Raw genomic sequence first — 20,884 nt, 5'->3', positions numbered from 1 at the left:
GGTTATCTCACTCCGAGAGAGTTTGCTCAACAGCAGGTGGCGGGTTGAAAAACTCTAATAACGCCTGGACCTAAAAACGGGCCCCCTCAATACATTGGATACTAATAGATCCCCGGTCTGGCCTCTTGCTTGTGAAGTAACGCATAAATGAACGGGGCCTTCTTTTTCTTGCGTGACTAGAACTTCTTCAAGGTGCGAATGCAGGCGTCGGAGGGGCTTCTATATCCACGTTTTGTTCTATATGCTCATGGTGAGCCTCTTTGGCTACTCCACTACATCAATGACTGAAGGAGGTCGCGTGTCAGCAGAACATGATGCAACCGTCGAGTATCAGATCTCTGAGTTTCCGACGCTTGATGCATTTCCTGCGCCACCTGAGGTAAGCATTGGTGGAGTGCAACTTGACCTGGTTTATTCAGACTGGGGTCAGTCATCTCTCGAGCCCCCGAGTGCCCTCAACTGGGTGAGAGTACGGCGGGGCGAGCCTGTCCGCATTGCGACAACAAACATGCCGGTGACACTCCATTGTGTAACCGCATCTAGAATTGAGCCAAAACCGCAGTAAAAGTGAGCCACCCAGTGGCTCACTTTTTAACGTCCTCTTAAAGAACGCTGGAAAGTGAGACACTGGCCCGTCATCACCTAGTAAATTCCTGATTGCCAATGTGATTAGGAAGGAAAGGCATGACGATACCAGTGTCAATTCAAAACGTTATCAGACGAGAATATGAAGCGGGTAAATCCCTAAGAGCAATAGCGACTGATTACGGGCTCTCACGTAACACCGTCACTAAGTATGTTGACCGGCAGGATTTCTCGGTTAAACCCCGGCCAACATCATCCAGGTCAAGGGTAGACCCCTATAGTGAGGTGATACTCCACTGGCTTAAACAAGACGAGACCGCGCCACGTAAACAAAGACACACCGGTGTACGTATCTGGCAGCGGCTTATTGACGAGCACGGGTTTGAAGGGTCAGTAGACGCTGTTCAACGATGGTTGCGTAAATACAGGGAAAATCAGGCTAAACCCGGAGAGGGATATACAGAGCTTGCCTGGCAACCAGCAACAATGCAAGTCGATTTTGGTGAGGCGCAAGCGGTTATCGCAGGTAACACTGTAGCCATTCACATATTGGCTGTAACATTCCCCTTTTCAAACGCTAGATACTGTATCGCCCTGCCTGGCCAGAGCGTGGAGTGTTTCTGTTGGGGGCTTCGCCAGATAATGGAACATGTGGGGTTTGTGCCGCGAGTTATGGTGTTTGATAACGCTCCAGCACTCGTTCGAATCACCCCTGGCAACAAACGCCACCTTACAGAACTGTTCTCCAGTTTCCTTACCCATTACGGGATAGAAGCTACATTCACCAACCCAGCCAGCGGGAACGAGAAAGGTAGCGTGGAAAACGCGGTCGGATACTTACGCAGGAACATGCTTGTACCCATACCAGCAGCAGAAACGTTGGAAGGGCTGTCTAAACAGTTACTGAAAAAATGTGACCAGTTGCTTGATCTTAGACACTATCGAAAAGACGAGAGGATCGGGGATCTGTTTAAGATCGACCAGTTAGAGAGCAAACCCCTCCCCGGGATTGGGTTTGATGCTTGCACCTGGATGACACGGCTGGTTGACAAGGTCGGTAATATTCAGGTTAAAGGCACCCGCTATTTTGTAGGCAGCCACTTACAGGGGCAGAACGTGCAAGTAGGATTAAGAGCTAACAGCATCGAGGTTTGTGATCTGCAGATGCGTCGCATCATAGAAACCAAACGGGTATGGGCAAAGAGCAGTGAAACTGTTTTAGATCCGGTGATGCTGCTGGAATCTCTTACCTTAAAGCCGGTGTCTTTTTCCCAGTCACCCATTCGGAAGTTCATCCCGGCAACGCTTAACACCTATATTGATAAGCAGTCACTGCCAGACAAGCGGGAGTTATTGCTGCTAGTTAAAGAGCTGTCCTATGATTACGGGTTCAAAGAAACTATAACCGCTGCTGCCGAGGTTGTTACCAGCGGCAGGAAGCTAGACGAACCAAGCCTTAACATCACATTACGGCGCGCTCGACAGCCTAAAGCTGAGAGGCCGCAACCGGTGATTGATTTCACTGTCTATGACCGGTTAGCTAGACAGAACGGAGCTAATAATGCCTAGAGGAACTATCCTGCCCACACCGTCAATTTCAGACATTATGGACAAAGCAGCAACCCTTACTTTCACGAAACAGGTGATATGCGAGGTCGTTGAGGATGCTAACGCCAGCCAACGCAGGTTTCTTTACCGGCTGCTGGAAGAAGAGGAAAAATCTCGCAGACTCTCCAGACAGCAGCGACTTATTAAACAAGCGAAATTCCCCGCGGTTAAAACTCTTGATGGGTTTGATTACTCAACGATTAACTGGCCGGTTGATTGGGGGCGTGCTGAGATGGAATCTTTAGCGTTCATCGCCCACCACGAGGATCTTGTGCTTTATGGTGATGTTGGAACGGGTAAAACACATTTGGCGACAGCGCTTGGGTTTTTGGCTTGCCAAAACGGTTTAGCAGTCCGCTACTACACAGCAGCGTCGTTGATCGGGGTTCTACATCAAGCATGCGAGGAAGGCAGGCTGGATAAGGTGTTAACAATGATAGCGAAAGCTGACTTGTTGATTATTGACGAGCTCGGGTATATCCCGATTGACACGGAAGGAGCAAGGCTTATCTATCAGGTGATCGCTAATGCTTACGAAAAGCAGTCAGTGATCTATACATCGAATCTGGAGTTCTCTCGCTGGGCGAGTGTGTTTGGTGATGCGAACATGGCTGCCGCGATTATTGACCGGACAGTTCACCACGGCAGAATTCTCAGGTTCGAGGGCACCAGTTACAGGGTGCTGCACGCGACAATGAAATAAGATATTAGATAGACGGGGTAACTGCGGTTTTGGTTCAAAAATGACTGCGGTTTTGGCTCACTTTTAAGTGCGGTTTTGGCTCACTTTAAAATGCGGTAACACACTCCATCTTCGAGTCACCGATTCGCTTACTGATTCGGGTCTGCCGAATGTTGAGCAGCAGCGTGCCTGGGAATGTGAACCGCCTGCCGGCCGGCCATGTAATCTAGTGCAGGCAGACGGTGCGATCCTCTTTGAAATTAACGAGGCTAACGATCCTGACGTTGAGGCGAGGTACGCAATCCTGCAGATCGAGTGGTTAGCTAGCGATGAAGACGGAGCTGCTTTGCGGCTGTCGGCTAGTTACGCTATTGACCGAGGATGAGGGGTCAGACCAAGGACATGCTCACTAAAGCTAGCTCGCGAAGCTCTGGATGAGCACCCGGTGCGAAGCCTGGTCTAGGGTTGCCATATCACTAGGCGGCTAGTAATATGGTGGCTAATGAATAATGCGGTTGGTATTAAACAAGAGCTGCTACTGTCGCGGCTTGGGGACGATGAGGCTGCGCGGTTGGTGATGATTGTCCTGACAACGGCGCGGCGGATCGATATGGCCTGCACGGAACTGCTCGCCAGGCATGATCTGTCAGAGGGGCGGCTCGCTGCGCTCCTAGCGGTTTCTGCCGAGCCCGGGATCACTCCCCGCACGCTGGCTGACCGGCTCGAAGTGACTTCCGCGACCGTTACCGGCTTGCTGGATCGTCTTGAACGTGACGGGCTGATCGAGCGCCAGCCGCACGCAACCGATCGACGCACGCACACACTCACGACCACGAATGATGGTGAAGAACTGATCGGGGAACTCGTGCCGGTCTATGCCCGCTGGCTTAACCAACTCGGGGCTGGAATCAACTCCGATAAGCGGAACAGAGCAGCCTCAGTATTAGCTGCGATGCAGCAGAATCTGGTCGCTGAGGTAGTGAGATGAGTGAACGCGGGGCGAGCAGCCGCGCCGACATCGACACTGCCCATCTGGACGCACTCAACGCGGGCACCACACCAGCACGCACGCTTGCTGAAGCCCTCGCTATCGACCACAAAGCCCTGCTAGCGGCGGCAATTCCTGATGCGGACGAGGAACTGCGCTCAATCGTAGCCGATGCACAGCAGCTCGGGATCCTGAAGCGCATGACACGCATCGGCTCTGCCCTAGCGGACCACCTCAACGCGGCCGAGGTCGAGCGCCTGGCCGATCACACCTCTGACACGGTACGCGGGTGGATTTGCTTCCTCCACGCAGCGCGATCCACAACGGGCCCTGCCAGTTTGCTCAGCCGACTGCGACGGTTCGCCGACGATGAGCACTTTGCCGGCCGCGTGGTGTCTGGGCTGCGCACATTCCCGCACTAAAACAGCAACCGGAATGCGGAGAGCCAATCCTGCATCCGCTCCGTGCGGATCCATCACAGTATGTGCAGGACTCGGTCGCCAACTGGATCAACGACGCCTCGAAGACACGCCCCGACTGGGCTATAGCACTGTGCAAGAGGTGGGTTGCCGAAAACGATAATGCTGCTACCGCTCGCATCGTGAAGCGGGCACTTCGGTCTGTAGACCACACAATCGACTGAAAATGTCGAGTGTCCAACAAAAAATCTATAGTGCGCAACCGAGTAACGTTTGCCGTCAGCGGCAGTTGTCCGGAGTTTCCGAACGACTGAATCCCTGCCCAGCAACGAAGTTCTCAACGTTAGGATCCTCCATCATTGCACCTCCTTGCCGCTACGCACACGAATTCCGCTGTTAGGTTGCGGCGCATATTAAGCGCCACAGCCTAACAGGTACACTTAAACCTTACGCTATGTTAAACGGCTACTGTTTGAGCTCGATACCGGTTTTTTCGGCGAGCCCGACAATGAACCGGCAGCTTGCAGCGAGAGTGTACTGGTTCGCGAAGTCGCTGCGCAGCGCGTAGTCGCCGAGCAGTTCAGCGATGCCGGTGCCGCGGAGTGACGGATCCACCTCGGTGTGATCGAAGTCGATAACATCACCGCGGACAGTGTACTCGGCGACGCCCTGAACGCCGTCGAGGGAGTGCAGGGCGAACCTGGACTGCTCTGGCTCGTGCACGAAATCAAAACCGGCGGCTTTTGCGGCCGCAATATCTGTGTAACGCATATCAGCAGTCTATTGTACGCGGGCGGGGTTTGTGAAGCGGCAGCGGGCGGCGGCGGGCTACGGCAGCGGGCGGCGGGTGGATCCGGCGGGTGCGGCGCCTAGCGCGGTCGGGGCGCCGGAGCAACCGCTGAAATAAACCTGTGGAAAACTATACGCGGGAATCTAGCGCGGAGTAAGCTAGTGCATAACCGCCCGGAACTGTCGGGCTTGTTAGTTTCAAGCAGAAGGATCTGTGTCATGAACCAGCCAAACACCCCCCAGCCAGCCCCGGAGAACTCCTCACAGCAATACCCGCAGGTCGCGCCACAGGGTGCGCCGTACGCCGCACCTCAGCAGCCGCAGCAGCCTGATGTGGCAGCGCCGCAGTTCTACGGCGAGGGCGCGCCCCAGCAGCCAGCCTCTCCGAAGCCAAAACTGCCGGGCGTTGCGATTGCCGCGATGATCGGCGGCGGGATTTTAGCGCTCAGCTTGTTCGTCGGTTCGGTTTTCGGCGTCAGCTCGATTGTGCGCGCGGTCTCGTCCGCGGGGGAGCAAACCACTGCGGCGCCGAAGCTGGAGGATGGCGGTGATGGCGGATCCGCCAAGAAGAACGGCAAGAAAGAGGTTGAGCTGGGCACCAAAACTGACAAGGGTGACGGTACGACGGTTACCCCACCGAAAGGGTTCAATGATTTTGGTGGCGTGCAGATTGACGGCACACCGCAGGAGATTGCGCAGGTGATTGACGAGCTGCGCAGCTACCATGAGGCACAGCAGCTGCTCAACGCCGAAAAGGTTACCCCGGTCACACCACAACAGCAGGCGCTGATGGCGGAGGTTGAGGCGCGAATTATCCAGCAGACCGGCCAGGGGCTGAGCGAGTTCGACCAGATGTTTGTGCTGAGCATCGCGCTTGACGCCTGCGAGGCGGCGATTCTGCTGAAACACGATGTTGACGCGGACGAGATGCGGTCCTTCGCAAACACTTCACCGCTCATCGAATTAGCGCTTCAGGGGGTGGATTCGTCACAGCGGAACCAGGCGATCCAAAACATGATGTCATTCACGCTCGCCGGCACCCAGCACATCTGCCCGGCCGATAATGAACAGTGGACGCGAGTCTACAATGAAATCGGGGGGCAGTGGTGACCAGTCCACTTTTCACCGCAGTGGATGAGCAGCAGACGCTGTTAATCTATGACGGCGATTGCGGATTCTGTCGCCGCTGCGTCACCTGGCTAGTGTTCCGCTGGGGTGTGCCACGAGCGAAAGAGGCACACCGTTCAGAGATCGTGCCGGAACTAGAGCAGATACCGGGACTCGAAGTCGTGTCATGGCAGGCGCTGGACCTCAGCGAATACCTGCTCACCCCCGAACTTGCGAACGAGCGAGTGTGGGCTATCCGCCGCACCCCCGGCCGCCCCGGAATCACCCGCGCGAGCGGAGCCGCCGCGATCGCGCTGCTGCTCACCGGCTGCGAGAGCAGGCCGTGGCGAGTGGCCGGGCGAATCCTGCAACTCCCCGGCATCAGGGCGCTCGCCGAGATTGGTTACAACCTGGTGGCGAGAGTGCGGCATCGGCTGCCGGGCGGATCCGCCAGCTGCAGGCTCTAACCCGCCTCGGCCTGGAAGGCGTCGCGGATCCGCTCATGCACCGCCGTGATCTCCTCCGGGAGGCCCGCAAACTGGGTGAGGTGTTCCTCGCGGTGCTCCATCTCGGTGAGCCAACGGGTCGCGTCGACGGTGAGCAACTGGGCCAGGTCAGGAGCCGAGATGTCCATGCCGGTGAGATTCAGTTCCTCCGGCAGGGGCACAATGCCGGCCGGGGTTTTACGGCCGACGGCCCTGCCGTGTTGTAGGTCGATCAACCAAAGCAGCGCGCGCAGGTTGTCGCGGTAACCGGGCCAGAGGAAACGCCCGGTCTCCGGTTCACGCTGGAACCAGTTGACGTGCGCGAAAATCGGTGGCTTGCTTGCCCGCGAGAGCACACGCAGCCAGTGCTCCAGGTAGTCGCCCTCCGGGTAGGACATGAACGGCCGCATCGACATGGGGTCATAGCGCAGCTGGCCGTCGAGCCCCTCCGCGGCGAAGGTTGCCTCCGCTCCGAGGGTGAAACCGTCGTAGACACCCTCCGCGAGATCGGTGATTGCGCGAATCAGCGGCTCACGGTCTCGGGTTCTGCCGCCGAAAATAATCGCGTCGATTGGCACGCCCGCCGGGTCGGCCGCGTCCCCGGCGAGGTTCGGGACCTGGGTGAGGGCGGTGGCGAAGCGGCTGTTTGGGTGGGCCCACGGATCCGCCAGCTGCGCAGCATCGCGGTCGCTAATCAGCTTGCCCTGCCAGTCACGCCAGCCGGTAACATCGGCGGGTGGCTTAGGGGTTTTACCCTCCCACCACACCTCCTCGGTGAGTGGATTGTAGGCGACGTTCGTGAAGATCGCGCCTGATCCGGCAGCCATCGCCGCCATCGCGCTCGGGTTCGTGGTCTCGTTCGTGTCCTTGGCGACACCGAAAACCCCGTTTTCTGGGTTGCTGGCGTAGATGCGGCCGTCGTCACCGATCCACATCCAGGCGATATCGTCGCCGTAAAACTCGACACGGTAGCGGTCGCCGAGACCCTCGGGCGCCAGTGTCATCGACAGATTCGTTTTGCCGGACGCGCTCGGGAAGCCGCCGCAGACATGGTAGCGTTTGCCGGTTTCGTTGTCGATGATGCCGAGCAGCATAAACTGTTCGGCCAAAAACTCGCCGCTCTGCCAGCCGTCGTAGCTTGCCTGGCGGAGCGCGTGCGCGATCTTGCCGAGCAGCGCATTGCCACCGTATGCCGAACCGAAGTGCAGAATCAGCCGCTGATCGGCAACAGTTGCAAACAGGCGGCGATCGTTTGGGGTGCCCTGTTCGAGCTCGTCCAGCTCGCCGGTGACGTGCACGCCGCGCACGAAGAATGATGGATCCGCAAGATCCGCCAAATATTCGGCACCCACCCGTGCCATGCGCAGCAGGTGCAAAACAACCGTGATGTCGTCGGTTAGCTGCACCCCGGCAGCGTAGCGGGCGAGGGGCATGTGCGGAACCGCCATCAGATACGGCACAACATACATGGTTTTGCCCGCGAGTGCGCCCGCCATCTGCTCGCGCTGGGCGGCGACCACGGTTTTAGCGTCGCGCCAGTTGTTGTAGACGCCGTGATCGGCGGGGTCGCTGCTGGCGACAACGGTGCGGGACTCAGATCGGGCGGTGTCGCGCGGGTGACTGGTTGCGTAAAACCTGCCGCCGCTAACCGGCAACAGCCTGCCGCTCTGCAGCGCCCCCGCGGTGAGTTTATCCCCGTCAGCGGCTGAAACCACGGTCAGAGCGGCGGGCGTAGTGAGAGCGGCCCAGTCGGCGACGAACTCGTGGATCGCAGGATTGGAGATGCCGGCGGCGCGTAAAACCGCGGCGGTCTGCTCCGGCTGCAGCGGCTGCTCGTGCTGTTGCGACTGCGCAGGTTGCTCCGGCTTCTCCGGGTGAACGGGCTGGGTTGCTGTCTGGTGCATCTGTTTGCTCCTGTCTGCGGCGCCGGGTGCTTAACGAGCCTGTCGGATTCAGGCCTGAGCGGTGTCGCGCGATCGTAAAACAATTCTATTGTTCGGTAAACCGAAGATACAAGTTTAGGCGTGTCGTAGTGATGTCGCGCAGATTAGCTGCTAATACTATTTATGCTACTTTTTTGCCGCCGAGGCACTATATATAGTGGTTCGGCGCCTTTGACAGGAGAATCATGTCAACACAAACCGCCCCCGTCCGAGCCGAAGCACACCCCGAAGCCCGCGCAGCCGCCAGCCACACTGCAACCGCTGCTGGTCCGCAACCCGCCCCCAGACCGCGTTCCCGCACAGCACGCGAGATCCCGATCCGCGAGATCGCCCCGGCCGACTGCCCGCAGCTCGTTTATTTCTCTAGCGTCTCCGAAAACACTAGACGCTTCGTCGAGAAACTCGACATTCCGGCGGTGCGGATCCCGCTGCGCCCACACCGGGAGGGCATGATCCGCGTCACTCGCCCCTATGTGCTGATCGTGCCAACCTACGGCGGCGGAGAGGCAGCGGGCGCTGTGCCGAAGCAGGTGATCCAGTTCCTCAACGATCCACAAAACCGCTCGCTGATTCGCGGCGTCATAACCGCGGGCAACACCAACTTTGGCGAGCATTTCTGCCTCGCCGGGCCAATTATTTCGCGCAAGTGCCGGGTGCCGGAGCTGTTCCGCTTCGAGCTGTTAGGCACACAACGAGACGTCACACAGGTGCGTGAGGGGCTCGCCAGGTTCTGGCAGCAAGCACCGTAGCAGATGCGGCGGATCCTGCCCCGCCCGCGCGATCCACCCACGAAAACCCACGAAAACCCGCAAACACTCACCGCGACAAACAGCCTCTCACCGTAACCAACAACCAACCACCCCAAACCAACCACCCTAAATCAACCACAGGAGAATCATGTCTGAAGTGTTAACTCCCGCCGCGCCGCCGCGAGCTGGCGGAATCGGCAAGCGCAGCGAGTTTACCGCGCTGAACGCACAGCTTAATCTGCTCAGCGAATCCGGCGGGCTGCAGCTCGAAAAAGATCAGGAGGCGCTGCGCGCGTACCTGCAGCAGGAGATTGCGCCGAAAACCAAAACCTTCCCCGACCTTGCAACCCGGCTTGAGTGGCTGATCGACAACCACTACTATGACGCGGGGTGTTTCGGCCGCTACAGCAGCGAGTTTATTGCCGAACTCTACCACGATGCCGCCCGCATCGACCACGGGTTTAGCACCTTCCTCGGCGCGTTCAAGTTCTTCAACGCCTACGCGCTGAAGAGCTTTGACGGATCCTGCTACCTCGAAGACTACACAGACCGGGTGATCGCAACCGCGCTGCTGCTCGGTAACGGCGACACGAAACTGGCGAAACAGCTGACCGAGGAGATGCTGACCGGGCGGTTCCAGCCGGCAACGCCGACCTTCTTAAACGCCGGTAAGGCGCAGCGTGGCGAGCTCGTGTCCTGCTTCCTGCTGCGGCTCGAAGACAATATGGAGTCGGTTGGCCGCGCGGTCAACTCGTCGCTGCAGCTCTCAAAACGGGGCGGTGGGGTGGCGCTGCTGCTCACCAACCTGCGCGAGATGGGGGCGCCGATTAAGCGGATCCACAACCAGGCCGCCGGGGTTGTCCCGGTGATGAAAATCCTGGAGGACGCCTTCTCCTACGCCAACCAGCTCGGTGCCAGGCAGGGTGCCGGTGCGGTCTACCTGAACGCACACCACCCCGATATTCTGCGGTTCCTCGACACGAAACGGGAGAACGCGGATGAGAAAATCCGCATCAAAACACTGTCGCTCGGGGTTGTGATCCCGGACGTCACCTTCCAGCTCGCAAAAGAAAACCAGCCGATGCACCTGTTCAGCCCCTACGATATTCAGCAGGAATACGGGGTTCCGATGTCGGATATTTCAATCACCGACATGTATGACGAGTTGCTCGCCAACCCGCGCATCAGCAAAACCCAGATCAGCGCGCGAGATTTCTTCCGCACCCTAGCCGAGCTGCAGTTCGAGTCCGGCTACCCCTATATTGTGTTCGAGGACACCGTCAACCGTGCCAACCCGATCGCCGGGCGCGTCAACATGTCAAACCTGTGCAGCGAGATCCTGCAGAGCAACACCCCGTCACTCTACGGGCCAGCGGGAGAATACCTGGTGACCGGGCACGATATCTCCTGCAACCTCGGATCCCTAAACATCGCGGAGGCAATGGCGAGCAGCGACTTTGCGGCGACGGTGACAACCGCGATCCGCGCCCTCACCAGCGTCTCAGAACAAACCGCGATCGCCGCGGTGCCGTCTGTGCAGGAGGGTAACAACGCCAGCCACGCAATCGGACTGGGGCAGATGAACCTGCACGGCTATTTAGCGTCGCAGCGGATCCGCTACGGCAGCCCCGAGGCGCTCGAGTTTGTCAGCTGCTATTTCATGCTCGTCAATTATCATGCGCTGCAGGCCTCAAACGAGCTCGCCATCGAACGCGGCAAAACCTTCGACGGTTTTAGCGAATCGCGCTACGCCGACGGCTCATATTTTGCGCAGTATCTAAGCCGGTCGTGGCTGCCTGAGCTGCCGCGCGTGGCAGAGCTGTTTGCGGGGGCGCAGATCACGCTGCCCACCGTCGATGACTGGCGTGCGCTCGCCGAGAGTGTTAAGCAGCACGGCCTCTACAACGCCTACCTGCAGGCGGTCGCGCCAACCGGATCCATCTCCTACATCAACCACGCAACCGCGTCGTTACTACCGATCACGGCGAAAATCGAGATCCGCAAAGAGGGGAAACTCGGGAGGGTCTACTACCCGGCGCCGCACCTCGCGGAGGACAACCTGGAGTATTTCGAGGACGCCTACGAGATCGGCCCTGAGAAAATCATCGACACCTACGCGGCCGCAACCCCGCACGTCGATCAGGGGCTGTCGCTGACGCTGTTCTTTAGAGACACAGCAACCACCCGCGACATTAACCGCGCCCAAATCTACGCCTGGCGCAAGGGCATCAAAACCATCTACTATGTGCGGCTGCGTCAGCAGGCACTAACCGGCACCGAGATTGCCGGGTGCGTATCCTGCGAGCTCTAGCTTGTGGGGCGGATCCGCACCCCGCCGCTCCCCGCCGCGCCGGCCCCGGGCCCGCCGCAGCCGGGCAACCCGGGGAAACCGCGCCGCCAGCCCGGCCAGCACCCCTTAACCAACCGCTTAACCTATAACGAAAGAACACAACCATGACTCAGCCACAGCACGCCCCGCTCGACCAGCCCGCCCTGACCCCGCCCGGTTACCGACGGGATCCGCTCGCCCGACTGCGCCCAATCAACTGGAATCGGGTGCAGGATGATAAAGACCTGGAGGTGTGGAACCGCCTGACCGCGAACTTTTGGCTGCCAGAGAAGGTGCCGCTGTCAAACGATATCGGCGCCTGGAACTCGCTAACCGCGGAGGAGCGACAGCTGACGATGCGGGTTTTCACGGGCTTGACTATGCTCGACACCGTGCAGGCGACGGTTGGGGAGATCAGCCAGATTCAGGACGCCCGCACCGAACACGAGGAGGCGGTTTACACGAATATCGCGTTTATGCAGTCGGTGCACGCGCGCTCCTACTCGTCAGTGTTTTCGACGCTCGCGAGCACACCCGAGATCGATTCCGCCTACCAGTGGGCGGTCGCAAACGACCTCCTGCAAACCCGTTGCAAGATGGTGCTTGAACACTATTACGGGGAGGATCCGCTGCGCCGCAAAATCGCCTCAACCCTGCTCTCGTCGCTGCTGCTCTATGCCGGATTCTATCTGCCGCTGCATTTTTCGGTGCACGCAACCCTGACCAACACGGCCGATATGATCCGCTTGATTCTGCGCGACAAGGCGGTGCACGGCTACTATTCCGGTTACAAAATGCAGCGCGGCCTCGACGATAAAAGCGAGGCGGTGCGGCGCGCAACCGAGGAGTTCACATACGAGTTGCTGGAGGAACTGTACAAACTGGAGCTCGACTACTCGGGCGAGCTGTATGAGCCGCTCGGCCTGATGGACGATGTCGCGGTGTTTGTGCGTTACAATGCCAACAAGGCGCTGATGAATCTCGGCTACGCGGCCCGCTTCACCCCCGAGGAGACCGAGGTTAACCCGGAGATTCTCGCGGCACTCGCACCCGGTGCTGACGAAAACCACGATTTCTTTAGCGGATCCGGTTCCTCCTACGTCATCGGCAAGGCTGAGGACACAGCCGACACCGACTGGGATTTTTAGCGGATCCCGCTGGCGTGGGTGCCTGGGTCGTTTGTGTGGGTGTGTGGATCTCGCTGGCCCGGGTGCTCTCGCGGGGTGCGGTGTTTTTAGCCGCGCCCCAGCGCGACCTGCCCGGCCGGGGTCAGCAGGTAGTCGCGGTTCTTGCTGGTTGCCTGTGCGCTTGCCTCGATAAGACCGAGCTTGACGAGTCGCTGCAGGTGTGGGCGCAGCGCTGCGGGGGATTTAGCGGTCCGCTCTGCCAGGTCGTGAATGTTCCGGTGCTCAGTAGCGGAGAGCTCGCTGAGCACTGCTAGTTGCGCACCGGTGAGCTGTGTTCCGGCGGCTTTTTGGGCAGCGGCTTTCTCGGTCGCGAGTTCCGCGGCAGGGGTTTCGGAGAACACTCTTAGCGTCGGTGGTCAGGTTTTCAACTGTTTGATTCTGCAGCAGCGATCCTGGATTGGTGACCACAACGCGATCCGCATATATTTCAACATTAACGGCTTCGTTTTGGCGTGCTGGACTGTAGTCGCGGTGCATAACCGCGTTGGTGATTGCCTCACGCAGCACAGTTTCGGGGATTTCGGGCACGTCCTCAGCTGCGACCCCCTTCACAAGCGTTGTGGTTTTCAGGTTTTGTAGCGCCTTTATCACCGCGTCCTGCACCATCACGGGGATCGCGCCGTCACACACCTTACGATCTACAAACCTGATTTTGGAGCTGTCTGACTTTTGCGTCCCCGGGTAGACCGCAACATCGATCTCCAGTTTTGGAAACAGCTCCTGCGGGTAGTTGCAGTAGGTGAGATAACCCGCCAGCGTAACCTCTCCTGACCGGGTTAAAACGCGCAGTTTGTGGAGTCGTTCCGCGTCAGTTTCGGCGCCGGTAAACATCTTCGAGCCCTGGCGGATGATCCGCTCAAAAGCGCTGTGATAACTCTCCCCGTTAAGATCGTCGATGCTTGCCTCGGCGACCGGTGCGGTGTCGTACGCTTCTTCTTCCTGGAACACGCGAAAATGCTATCACGATTCAGACGATCACTCTACAAAATCTCTATCTAAAACATAGAGTGATTGTAATAATACATAGAGTGAAGCGTAGAGTGATGTGTCAAGCCATCGAGTGATATGTTGAGTGACGGCGATACATCATCGAGTGACGGCTTAGACTTGCATCCGCTGCGATAAGAGTCTCAAAAAATGTGGCATAAATCTTTGTTTAGCCCCGTAATAACAGGCAAAACTCGAAGTGAATAATGTTTCGCTCACTACGCATCACTCAGAACAACCCCGAGATAGAGTAAGGCGGCGGTTCCGCGGGAGGTGCGGATCCGCCGCCTTACAGCTGCTATTATACTCAGCGGCTTAAGCTGCCGACTTCGCGCTTGGCGCGAGGGCACTGGGCTATTAAACCGCCGAAAACCTCAGCGGAACTAGCCAACGAATGGGGCGAGCTGTGCCTGCAGGATTGGCTTTGGCAGTGCGCCGATGATCTCGTGCACCTCTTCGCCGCCCTTGAACACCTTCATCGCTGGGATTGAGGTGATGCGGTACTGGCCGGCAAGGTTTGGGTTCTCGTCAACGTTTAGCTTAGCGATCTTCAGTTTACCGTCGAGTTCACTGCTCAGCTCGTCAAGGATCGGTGCAACCGCGCGGCATGGACCGCACCAGGCAGCCCAAAAATCAACGAGCACCGGGATTTCGCTGTTCAACACCTCGGCCTGGAAATCTGCCTCGGTAACATTCTTCACGTTTGACATATTGTGTCCTTTCAAAAATTTGTCTTGATTACGGGGGTTAAATCTAACCAGCGAGATCCGCCAGATAGTGTTCGGCGTCAAGCGCTGCAACGGTGCCGCTCGCAGCCGCGGTGATAGCCTGACGGTAGGTCGGGTCGATCACATCGCCGGCAGCAAAAACACCGGCGACGCTGGTGCGGGAGCTGCGGCCGTCAACGGCGATTGTGCCCCCGGAGGTCAGCTCAAGCTTGTCGTGCACGAGGTGTGTGCGTGGGTCATTACCGATCGCGATAAACAGGCCGTCAAGGTCGAGCTGCCTGGTGTCGCCGGTCACCGTGTCGGTGAGGGTTACGCCGGTCAGCGCGTCATCGCCGTGCAGGGCGCTAACCTCACTGTTCCACACGAACTCGATCTTCTCGTTATCAAGCGCACGCTGCTGCATAATCTTTGAGGCACGCAGCGAATCGCGGCGGTGGATCACATACACCTTGCTGGCGAAGCGGGTGAGGAAGGTTGCCTCCTCCATCGCCGAGTCGCCGCCACCAACAACCGCGATAACCTTGTCGCGGAAGAAGAAACCGTCACAGGTTGCACACCAGGAAACACCGTGACCGGAGAGACGGTCCTCGTCTGCGATGCCGAGCTTACGGTAGGCGGATCCAGTTGCGAAAATAATCGCGTGAGCCGAGTGCTCGGTGCCGTCGGCGGTGACAATAACCTTCTCGTCGCCGTCAAGGCGCAGCTCTTCGACATCCTCGTAACGCACCTCGGTGCCGAACTTCTCAGCCTGTTCCTGAATCTTCGCCATCAGATCCGGGCCCTGGATGCCCTCCGGGAAACCGGGGAAGTTCTCAACCTCGGTTGTGTTCATCAGCTCACCGCCGGGGGTGACTGAGCTGGCAAAAAGCACCGGTTTTAGGCCGGCGCGCGCAGTATAGATAGCCGCGGTTAGAGCGGCGGGGCCCGAGCCAATAATTGCTACGTGATGCATGGTTCTCCTCATTTGGTTACTATTCTAAACACCGCGTCTGTGTGTTTTATTCCACTGCGCTGCTAGCTTAACTGTCGTCGGTGCTGCCGCTGTTCTGGTCGCTGCCCTGGCTGTCGTCGGCGCTGCCGCCAGCGCCGTCCGAGCCGCCTGCGTCACCGCCACCCTGGGCATGCGCACCGAGCAGTTTCTTGCGCCTGGCACTTCGCACGATCCCGAACCCGATAAACAGCACCGCCGCGGCGGACACAACAATAATGCTGACGCTCTCCACAAAACTGGTTATCAAAATGGTCAGGGTTTTCGTTGTGATCGGGATTTCGCCGCTCGTGTCGGTGATGTCGATCACAATATTGGCGGTGCCGGAGGCGATCCGGCTTTGCACCGGCACGAGCACGGTGGTTGTGCCGCTCGGCTGCAGCGAAACCGTCTCAAAATCTGTTTGCGCGGGCAGCAGCGCACTCGACCCGAGCGCTAAATGAATCTTCACCGTCGCCCGATACGGCATACTGTTTTTAATCTGCAACGGAATCTGCGAGCTAGTACCGATCAGCTGCGTCCGGTCGGCGCTCACCAGTTTAATCCCGTGCAGCATCTGCTGCAGCCAGTCGTTTGTGTGCGCAAGCGCCTCCTCATGGGCGGACTCGCTCACCGCCGCTCCCGCGTTCAGCAGCTGCAACTGCTCCAGCTGCCAGGCGGCGTTCAACAGCTCCGGCTGTTCAAGCACACCGGCGCGGGTGTTAATCTCCGGCGTTTTCGCAAACACCTCCTGCAGCTGCGTGAGGCGGTCGCTGCGCCAGTCAGTTTCTTCGGCGTCGCGGGTGGATCCGCCCTCACCGTCGCCCGCCGCGCCGTCGCCGCTGGTCACAGCACCGCCGTCGGCGAGGCTGACCGTGCCCGGCAGTAGCTGATCGGTTGTGACGAACTGCGCCCAGTCGAGACTGGTCAGCGTCTGCAAAACCGCCTCCGGGTTTGAGACATTGGCGAGAGTGGCGCGATCCAGCGTTATCAGGGAGCTGGCGGATCCACCCACCGCCGTGCCACCGGCAACCGCGAGCAGCGTTGCGAGCTCTGCCGCGCCAGACTGCGCGTCCAGAGTTGTCGACGCGGAACTGAGCTTAGCCGCCGCTTCAGCGATGACGCTGTTGGCGACGAGCACCTCAAACGGTGCGTCGTCAACGGTCAGGGTGCCGCGCGGTCCGTCGGCTGCGATGACAGCGCTGCTGTCGCTAATAATTTTGGTGTGACCGGCGTTACCTGCGAGTTTCACGGTCTCGGGGGTGAGGGCACCGGCGGCCGGCCATGCTATCTTGCCGGCGGTTTCAGTCCACGAAACAAGCTCCGCATCGCTTGGCGGGGCTGAGGCAAAAACGCCTGACGAGGTTAGTTCGGTAAAGCCGAGCGGCTGCAGCGGGATCGTGTAACCGAGCGCCGCCTGAGTGCTTAGGTCTGCGTCGTTAAACTGCAGCAGAAAGCTTGGCAGCGTGGTCGATTCGAGACGCTGCAGCAGCTCTGTCGCGCTGTCGGGGGCGTTTTCGCCGTGGCCGCGGATCGCGACAATCAGGCGCGGATCAATCGCGAGGGTTGCGTGTGTCTGCTCCGCCGCGGACAACAGCCGGTCGAGCGGGCCTCCCGACGCGGTAATATCGCCAAGTTCAGCGGCCGTCGGCAGCTGCGTAATCTCGGACGGCAGTGTAATCGGCACAATCACGGCGAGCTGCACGGGGTTGATGTGAGCCACGGTGCCATCATCGAGGGTAGTTGCGGAGGAGGCAACCGGTGTGCCCGCTGCCGCTCCCGTCTGCCAAACAATGCTGGTGATGTCGCTCGCCGTCGCCGCGTCACTGCCCGCAGCAGCGTCTGTGCTAGCCGCTTTGTTGCCGCTCGCGCTCGCCGCGTCGCTACCCCCGGCCGCGTCGCTACCCGCAGCCGCGTCGCCGCTCGTAGCCTCACCGCCACGGGTCGCCGCTGCATCGCCCGCTGTGCTGCTATCCGCTGCCTCGCCGGCTGCGCTATCCCGGGCACCTAGCATCGCCCGCACCCGATAGGCGCCGTCCGCGGGAACCGGCCCGACCGTCACAATCCCGGGGTTGAGCGTCGCGGCGTTAACCGTCAGCTTCGCCTCGTGAGTCTCCTCCGGGCCGATCGCCGGAATCCGCGTCCGCGCAAGCGACTTGGTTGACACACTCGCCGAACTGTTTTCCCCAAACGGGGTTTCGAGTGTTGCGGCGGTGAGTCTTGAGGTCTCCATCTCCAGGGTGAGGGTTTGCGGATCCGTCGCCCGCTCACCCTCGTTAGTCACCCGCACGGTGAAGCTCACCGGCGCATCGGCGCTGGTAACGAGCGGGGTTTCGGGCGCAACGCGAAGCGTCACCGCCGGCCCAGCGTCCTCGACAAACGAGGCAGGACCGGTTGTTTTGCCGGTGTGATTCGACCCGCTCGCGGCTGTGACCCCGGTAACAAAAGCCCGGCTTTGCTCGCTCGCGGCAGGGTGTGCGTCACCGCCCAGCACCGCAAGGCCGGGGGCCAGCGTCTGCAAGCTGAGCAGCGCTGCGGTGATGGTGCCAAGGGCGCGCACGAGTGGAATCATCTCTCCTATTTTAGGCGGCGTAGCTGTAATTTGTATTGTTGCGGGCAATTGCGCTGTAACCTATTAGTCATGCGTCCAAATGCCCAAGAGCGTCCCAACAGTGGTTCCCCCGCAGCACCGCGGCAGCAGATTCGACCGCTCGCCCAGTCACTCGCTGAGCTGCAGCGGATCGCGTCAGCTTCCCCGGTGAAGCAGCTCGCCGCCGCATTCGCCGCCGCCGGGCAAGAGTTTGCGCTGGTTGGCGGGCCCGTCCGGGATGTGCTGCTCGGCCGGGATGTGCTGAGCGGCGAGGTTGATCTCGACTTTACGACCAGCGCGAGACCGGATCAGACGCGCGAGATTTTAGAGACGGTCGCCTCAAAGGTGTGGGATCTTGGCAGCACCTTTGGAACCCTCGCGGCGAAGGTTGACGGCCACACGATTGAGGTGACAACCTACCGGTCAGAGATTTATCGGGACGATTCGCGCAAACCCGAGGTGACCTTCGGCGACAGTATCAACGATGACCTGGTGCGTCGTGATTTCACGGTTAACGCGATCGCGCTTAAGCTGCCCGAGATGCGGCTCGTCGACGTTGCCGGCGGCGTTGAGGATCTGCTCGCCGGTCGCCTTAACACCCCGCGCCTGCCGGAGCAGTCGTTTAGTGACGATCCGCTGCGGATGCTGCGCGCCGCCAGGTTTGCTTCGCAGCTCGGCTTTACGGTTGTGCCGCGGGTGCGAGAGGCGATGGAGCAGCTGGCACAGCGACTTGAGATTGTTAGTGCTGAGCGGATCCGCGACGAACTGGTGAAGCTCATCAACTGTGATGACCCGGTGCCGGGACTGCGGCTTTTGGTTGAGACCACTCTCGCCGACGAGTTCTTGCCGGAGCTGCCGCTGCTGCGCGAGGCGCAGGACGTACACAAGCGGCACAAGGATGTTTACGAGCACAGTCTGACCGTTCTTAAGCAGGCGATTGAGCTTGAAAAACGCCGCCGCGGTAGTGACACCCCGCCTGATACGGTGCTGCGGTTGGCAGCGCTGCTGCACGACATCGGCAAACCCGCGACACGCCGCTTTGAACGGGGGAGTGTCACCTTCTACCATCACGATGTGGTGGGTGCGAAGCTCGCGAAGAAACGGCTGCGGCAGCTGCGGTTCGACAACGAAACGATAAAGCAGGTGGCGCGGCTGATCGAGCTGCACCTGCGGTTCTTCGGCTACTCCGACAGTGAGTGGACCGACTCGGCGGTTAGGCGCTACGTTCGTGACGGCGGCGAGGTGCTCGACAACCTGCACATTCTGACGCGGGCGGACGTGACAACCCAGAATCAGCGCAAGGCAACCAGGCTGGCACGCGCCTACGACGAGCTAGAGCAGCGGATCGCAGAGCTTACTGCCGCAGAGGAGCTCGCCGCCGTGCGACCTGACCTGAACGGCCAACAGATTATGGAGCTGCTCGGGGTGCAGGCGGGGCCGGCGGTTGGTGCTGCATACAAGTTCCTGCTGGAGCTGCGGCTTGACGAGGGGCCGCTCGGTGAAGATGCCGCCGCCGAGAAACTGCTTGCGTGGTGGGCGACACAGGATCAGGAGCGGTTGACGCGCCGCAGCTACCGCAACTAGCGGATCCGCCACCGAAGCGCCAGGGCCGCGCCGGCGCCCGGGGGGTTCGCCCCCGTTTGCCGCGGCCGGTGACCAGCCCCGAGCAGCTCCCTGCGAGATCGGCGGTGGTGTGATCCGCAAAAAAATGATAGATTTGTTAGGTTGTCTATTATTTCTCTTTAGATAACGGCACATTTGCCCTCCTGTCACGGAAATCCCGTGGCCGTAGAGTCCGAAGGAGGTGGGTCAATAGTGCATCCATATGAACTAATGGTGATCCTCGATCCCCGCACTGATGAGCGCACCGTACAGCCCAACATCGAGAAGTTCCTCGCTGTTGTGACCGCTGACGGTGGTGAGATTGAGAACGTAGATGTTTGGGGCAAGCGCCGCCTGGCATACGAGATCAACAAGCAGAGCGAGGGTATCTACGTTGTTGTGAACTTCAACGGTACCCCGGCAGCAGTTGCCGAGCTTGATCGTCAGCTCAACCTTTCTGAGTCAGTTATGCGCACCAAGGTTCTGCGCGCTGACGAGCTGATCGCCCAGAAGGCCGCTAAGGCACGTCACGAGCAGGCGAAAGCAGCTCGTAAAGCAGACGCGGGCGCTTAAATCATGAATGAGCCACAGATCACAGTTGTTGGAAATCTGGTCTCTGATCCAGAGCTGCGGATGTCACAGAGTGGAAACTCTTGGGTGACATTCCGGATCGCGTCAACTCCGCGAGTCCGTGACCGTCAGTCAAACGAGTGGGTTGATGGCGAAACTCTCTGGCTGGGTTGCCGCGCATACGGGCAGTACGCAGAAAACATTGCGAACTCGCTCACCAAGGGCACCCGCGTTGTTGTGCAGGGCAAACTGTCACAGCGCAGTTACACAGATAATCAGGGGCAGCAGCGCACCTCCCTGGAGCTTGAGGTTGATGAGATCGGCCCGAGCCTTAGGTTCGCTACCGCGCAGGTGACCAGAACCGCTAGCCGCGGTGAGGTTGGTGGATTCGGTGGCGGAGCGCCGCAGGGTCAGCCAGCTTGGGGTCAACCCGCCGCCCCTTCACAGCCGGCCGCTGAGTCGGCGTGGGCTGCGCCATCGCAACCGGCTGCTGAGTCAGCCTGGGGTGCTCCGGCGCAAAACAATCCAACCGGCAACGGCGGCTCATTCGATGACGCTGCGTTCTAACC

The 20,884-nt window shown here is 59.5% G+C and carries 20 protein-coding genes; 13 read left to right on the top strand and 7 right to left on the bottom strand.

Features of this window, described 5'->3' with window-relative positions; genetic code table 11:
• The first annotated feature begins 684 nt into the window (after nt 1-684).
• The 5 genes from istA to EII30_RS04845 all read left to right on the top strand — a co-directional run bounded on the left by istA (nt 685) and on the right by EII30_RS04845 (nt 4,285).
• Nucleotides 685-2,154 carry an IS21 family transposase gene (istA, locus tag EII30_RS04860; RefSeq protein WP_124886197.1) on the top strand — a complete coding sequence of 490 codons (1,470 nt, stop codon included), beginning with the start codon at nt 685-687 and terminating at the stop codon, nt 2,152-2,154.
• On the top strand, nt 2,147-2,896 hold the full coding sequence (gene istB, locus EII30_RS04855) for an IS21-like element helper ATPase IstB (RefSeq protein WP_233569286.1): 750 nt from the start codon (nt 2,147-2,149) through the stop codon (nt 2,894-2,896). Before istA ends, istB begins: the two co-directional genes overlap by 8 nt.
• A gap of 208 nt (nt 2,897-3,104) precedes the next feature.
• Nucleotides 3,105-3,260, top strand: coding sequence for a hypothetical protein (locus EII30_RS08895; protein ID WP_158608662.1), 156 nt, complete (start codon nt 3,105-3,107; stop codon nt 3,258-3,260).
• Between the two features lie 117 nt (nt 3,261-3,377).
• Nucleotides 3,378-3,863 carry a MarR family winged helix-turn-helix transcriptional regulator gene (locus tag EII30_RS04850; protein WP_124886196.1) on the top strand — a complete coding sequence of 162 codons (486 nt, stop codon included), beginning with the start codon at nt 3,378-3,380 and terminating at the stop codon, nt 3,861-3,863.
• Complete coding sequence (locus tag EII30_RS04845) at nt 3,860-4,285, top strand: hypothetical protein (RefSeq protein ID WP_199731572.1); 426 nt, start codon at nt 3,860-3,862, stop codon at nt 4,283-4,285. Before EII30_RS04850 ends, EII30_RS04845 begins: the two co-directional genes overlap by 4 nt.
• Before the next feature lie 462 nt (nt 4,286-4,747).
• On the opposite strand, the gene EII30_RS04840 is transcribed toward EII30_RS04845, so the two are convergent.
• Nucleotides 4,748-5,053 (bottom strand): GNAT family N-acetyltransferase, encoded by a 306-nt coding sequence (locus EII30_RS04840; protein WP_124886195.1) that lies wholly within the window; start codon nt 5,051-5,053, stop codon nt 4,748-4,750.
• A 237-nt stretch (nt 5,054-5,290) separates the two neighbouring features.
• Between EII30_RS04840 and EII30_RS04835 the strand changes: the two genes are divergently transcribed.
• Nucleotides 5,291-6,181 carry a hypothetical protein gene (locus EII30_RS04835; protein ID WP_124886194.1) on the top strand — a complete coding sequence of 297 codons (891 nt, stop codon included), beginning with the start codon at nt 5,291-5,293 and terminating at the stop codon, nt 6,179-6,181.
• Nucleotides 6,178-6,645: a thiol-disulfide oxidoreductase DCC family protein gene (locus tag EII30_RS04830; RefSeq protein ID WP_158608661.1), complete on the top strand. Its 468-nt coding sequence runs from the start codon at nt 6,178-6,180 to the stop codon at nt 6,643-6,645. Before EII30_RS04835 ends, EII30_RS04830 begins: the two co-directional genes overlap by 4 nt.
• Here EII30_RS04830 and EII30_RS04825 read toward each other — a convergent pair.
• A complete protein-coding gene (locus EII30_RS04825) occupies nt 6,642-8,567 on the bottom strand; it encodes a phosphoenolpyruvate carboxykinase (GTP) (protein ID WP_124886192.1) in 1,926 nt (641 codons plus the stop codon). The genes EII30_RS04830 and EII30_RS04825 overlap by 4 nt on opposite strands.
• 350 nt (nt 8,568-8,917) lie before the next feature.
• Between EII30_RS04825 and nrdI the strand changes: the two genes are divergently transcribed.
• From nrdI to nrdF, 3 genes are all read left to right on the top strand, one after another.
• A complete protein-coding gene (gene nrdI, locus EII30_RS04820) occupies nt 8,918-9,355 on the top strand; it encodes a class Ib ribonucleoside-diphosphate reductase assembly flavoprotein NrdI (protein ID WP_370266983.1) in 438 nt (145 codons plus the stop codon).
• Between the two features lie 148 nt (nt 9,356-9,503).
• Nucleotides 9,504-11,666 (top strand): class 1b ribonucleoside-diphosphate reductase subunit alpha, encoded by a 2,163-nt coding sequence (nrdE, locus tag EII30_RS04815; protein WP_124886190.1) that lies wholly within the window; start codon nt 9,504-9,506, stop codon nt 11,664-11,666.
• Nucleotides 11,667-11,809: 143 nt separating this feature from the next.
• Nucleotides 11,810-12,832, top strand: coding sequence for a class 1b ribonucleoside-diphosphate reductase subunit beta (gene nrdF / locus EII30_RS04810; protein WP_124886189.1), 1,023 nt, complete (start codon nt 11,810-11,812; stop codon nt 12,830-12,832).
• An 86-nt stretch (nt 12,833-12,918) separates the two neighbouring features.
• Here the strand turns inward: nrdF and EII30_RS04805 are convergent, their stop codons facing one another.
• From EII30_RS04805 to EII30_RS04785, 5 genes are all read right to left on the bottom strand, one after another.
• Nucleotides 12,919-13,119 carry an ArsR family transcriptional regulator gene (locus tag EII30_RS04805; RefSeq protein WP_158608660.1) on the bottom strand — a complete coding sequence of 67 codons (201 nt, stop codon included), beginning with the start codon at nt 13,117-13,119 and terminating at the stop codon, nt 12,919-12,921.
• Nucleotides 13,094-13,819: an ATP-binding protein gene (locus tag EII30_RS04800; protein ID WP_124886187.1), complete on the bottom strand. Its 726-nt coding sequence runs from the start codon at nt 13,817-13,819 to the stop codon at nt 13,094-13,096. Before EII30_RS04800 ends, EII30_RS04805 begins: the two co-directional genes overlap by 26 nt.
• 422 nt (nt 13,820-14,241) lie before the next feature.
• The gene (trxA, locus tag EII30_RS04795) at nt 14,242-14,619 is read right to left on the bottom strand and encodes a thioredoxin (RefSeq protein ID WP_255409817.1); all 378 of its coding nucleotides are present in this window, start codon (nt 14,617-14,619) and stop codon (nt 14,242-14,244) included.
• Nucleotides 14,612-15,538 (bottom strand): thioredoxin-disulfide reductase, encoded by a 927-nt coding sequence (gene trxB / locus EII30_RS04790; protein ID WP_124886185.1) that lies wholly within the window; start codon nt 15,536-15,538, stop codon nt 14,612-14,614. The genes trxA and trxB overlap by 8 nt, the downstream gene beginning before the upstream one ends.
• Nucleotides 15,539-15,605: 67 nt before the next feature.
• Nucleotides 15,606-18,125 carry a DUF6049 family protein gene (locus EII30_RS04785; RefSeq protein ID WP_124886184.1) on the bottom strand — a complete coding sequence of 840 codons (2,520 nt, stop codon included), beginning with the start codon at nt 18,123-18,125 and terminating at the stop codon, nt 15,606-15,608.
• A 69-nt stretch (nt 18,126-18,194) separates the two neighbouring features.
• Here EII30_RS04785 and EII30_RS04780 point away from each other — a divergent pair, with 69 nt between their 5' ends.
• From EII30_RS04780 to ssb, 3 genes are all read left to right on the top strand, one after another.
• On the top strand, nt 18,195-19,727 hold the full coding sequence (locus EII30_RS04780; RefSeq protein WP_233569285.1) for a CCA tRNA nucleotidyltransferase: 1,533 nt from the start codon (nt 18,195-18,197) through the stop codon (nt 19,725-19,727).
• Between the two features lie 231 nt (nt 19,728-19,958).
• Nucleotides 19,959-20,318 carry a 30S ribosomal protein S6 gene (gene rpsF, locus EII30_RS04775; RefSeq protein WP_233569284.1) on the top strand — a complete coding sequence of 120 codons (360 nt, stop codon included), beginning with the start codon at nt 19,959-19,961 and terminating at the stop codon, nt 20,316-20,318.
• Nucleotides 20,319-20,882 (top strand): single-stranded DNA-binding protein, encoded by a 564-nt coding sequence (gene ssb / locus EII30_RS04770; RefSeq protein ID WP_370266982.1) that lies wholly within the window; start codon nt 20,319-20,321, stop codon nt 20,880-20,882.
• Nucleotides 20,883-20,884 lie beyond the last annotated feature (2 nt).

The organism is Leucobacter sp. OH1287 (genome assembly GCF_003859945.1).
Classification (GTDB): domain Bacteria; phylum Actinomycetota; class Actinomycetes; order Actinomycetales; family Microbacteriaceae; genus Canibacter.
Note: the sequence above shows the minus strand (reverse complement) of the source record. Positions and strands in the feature narration are given on the sequence as shown.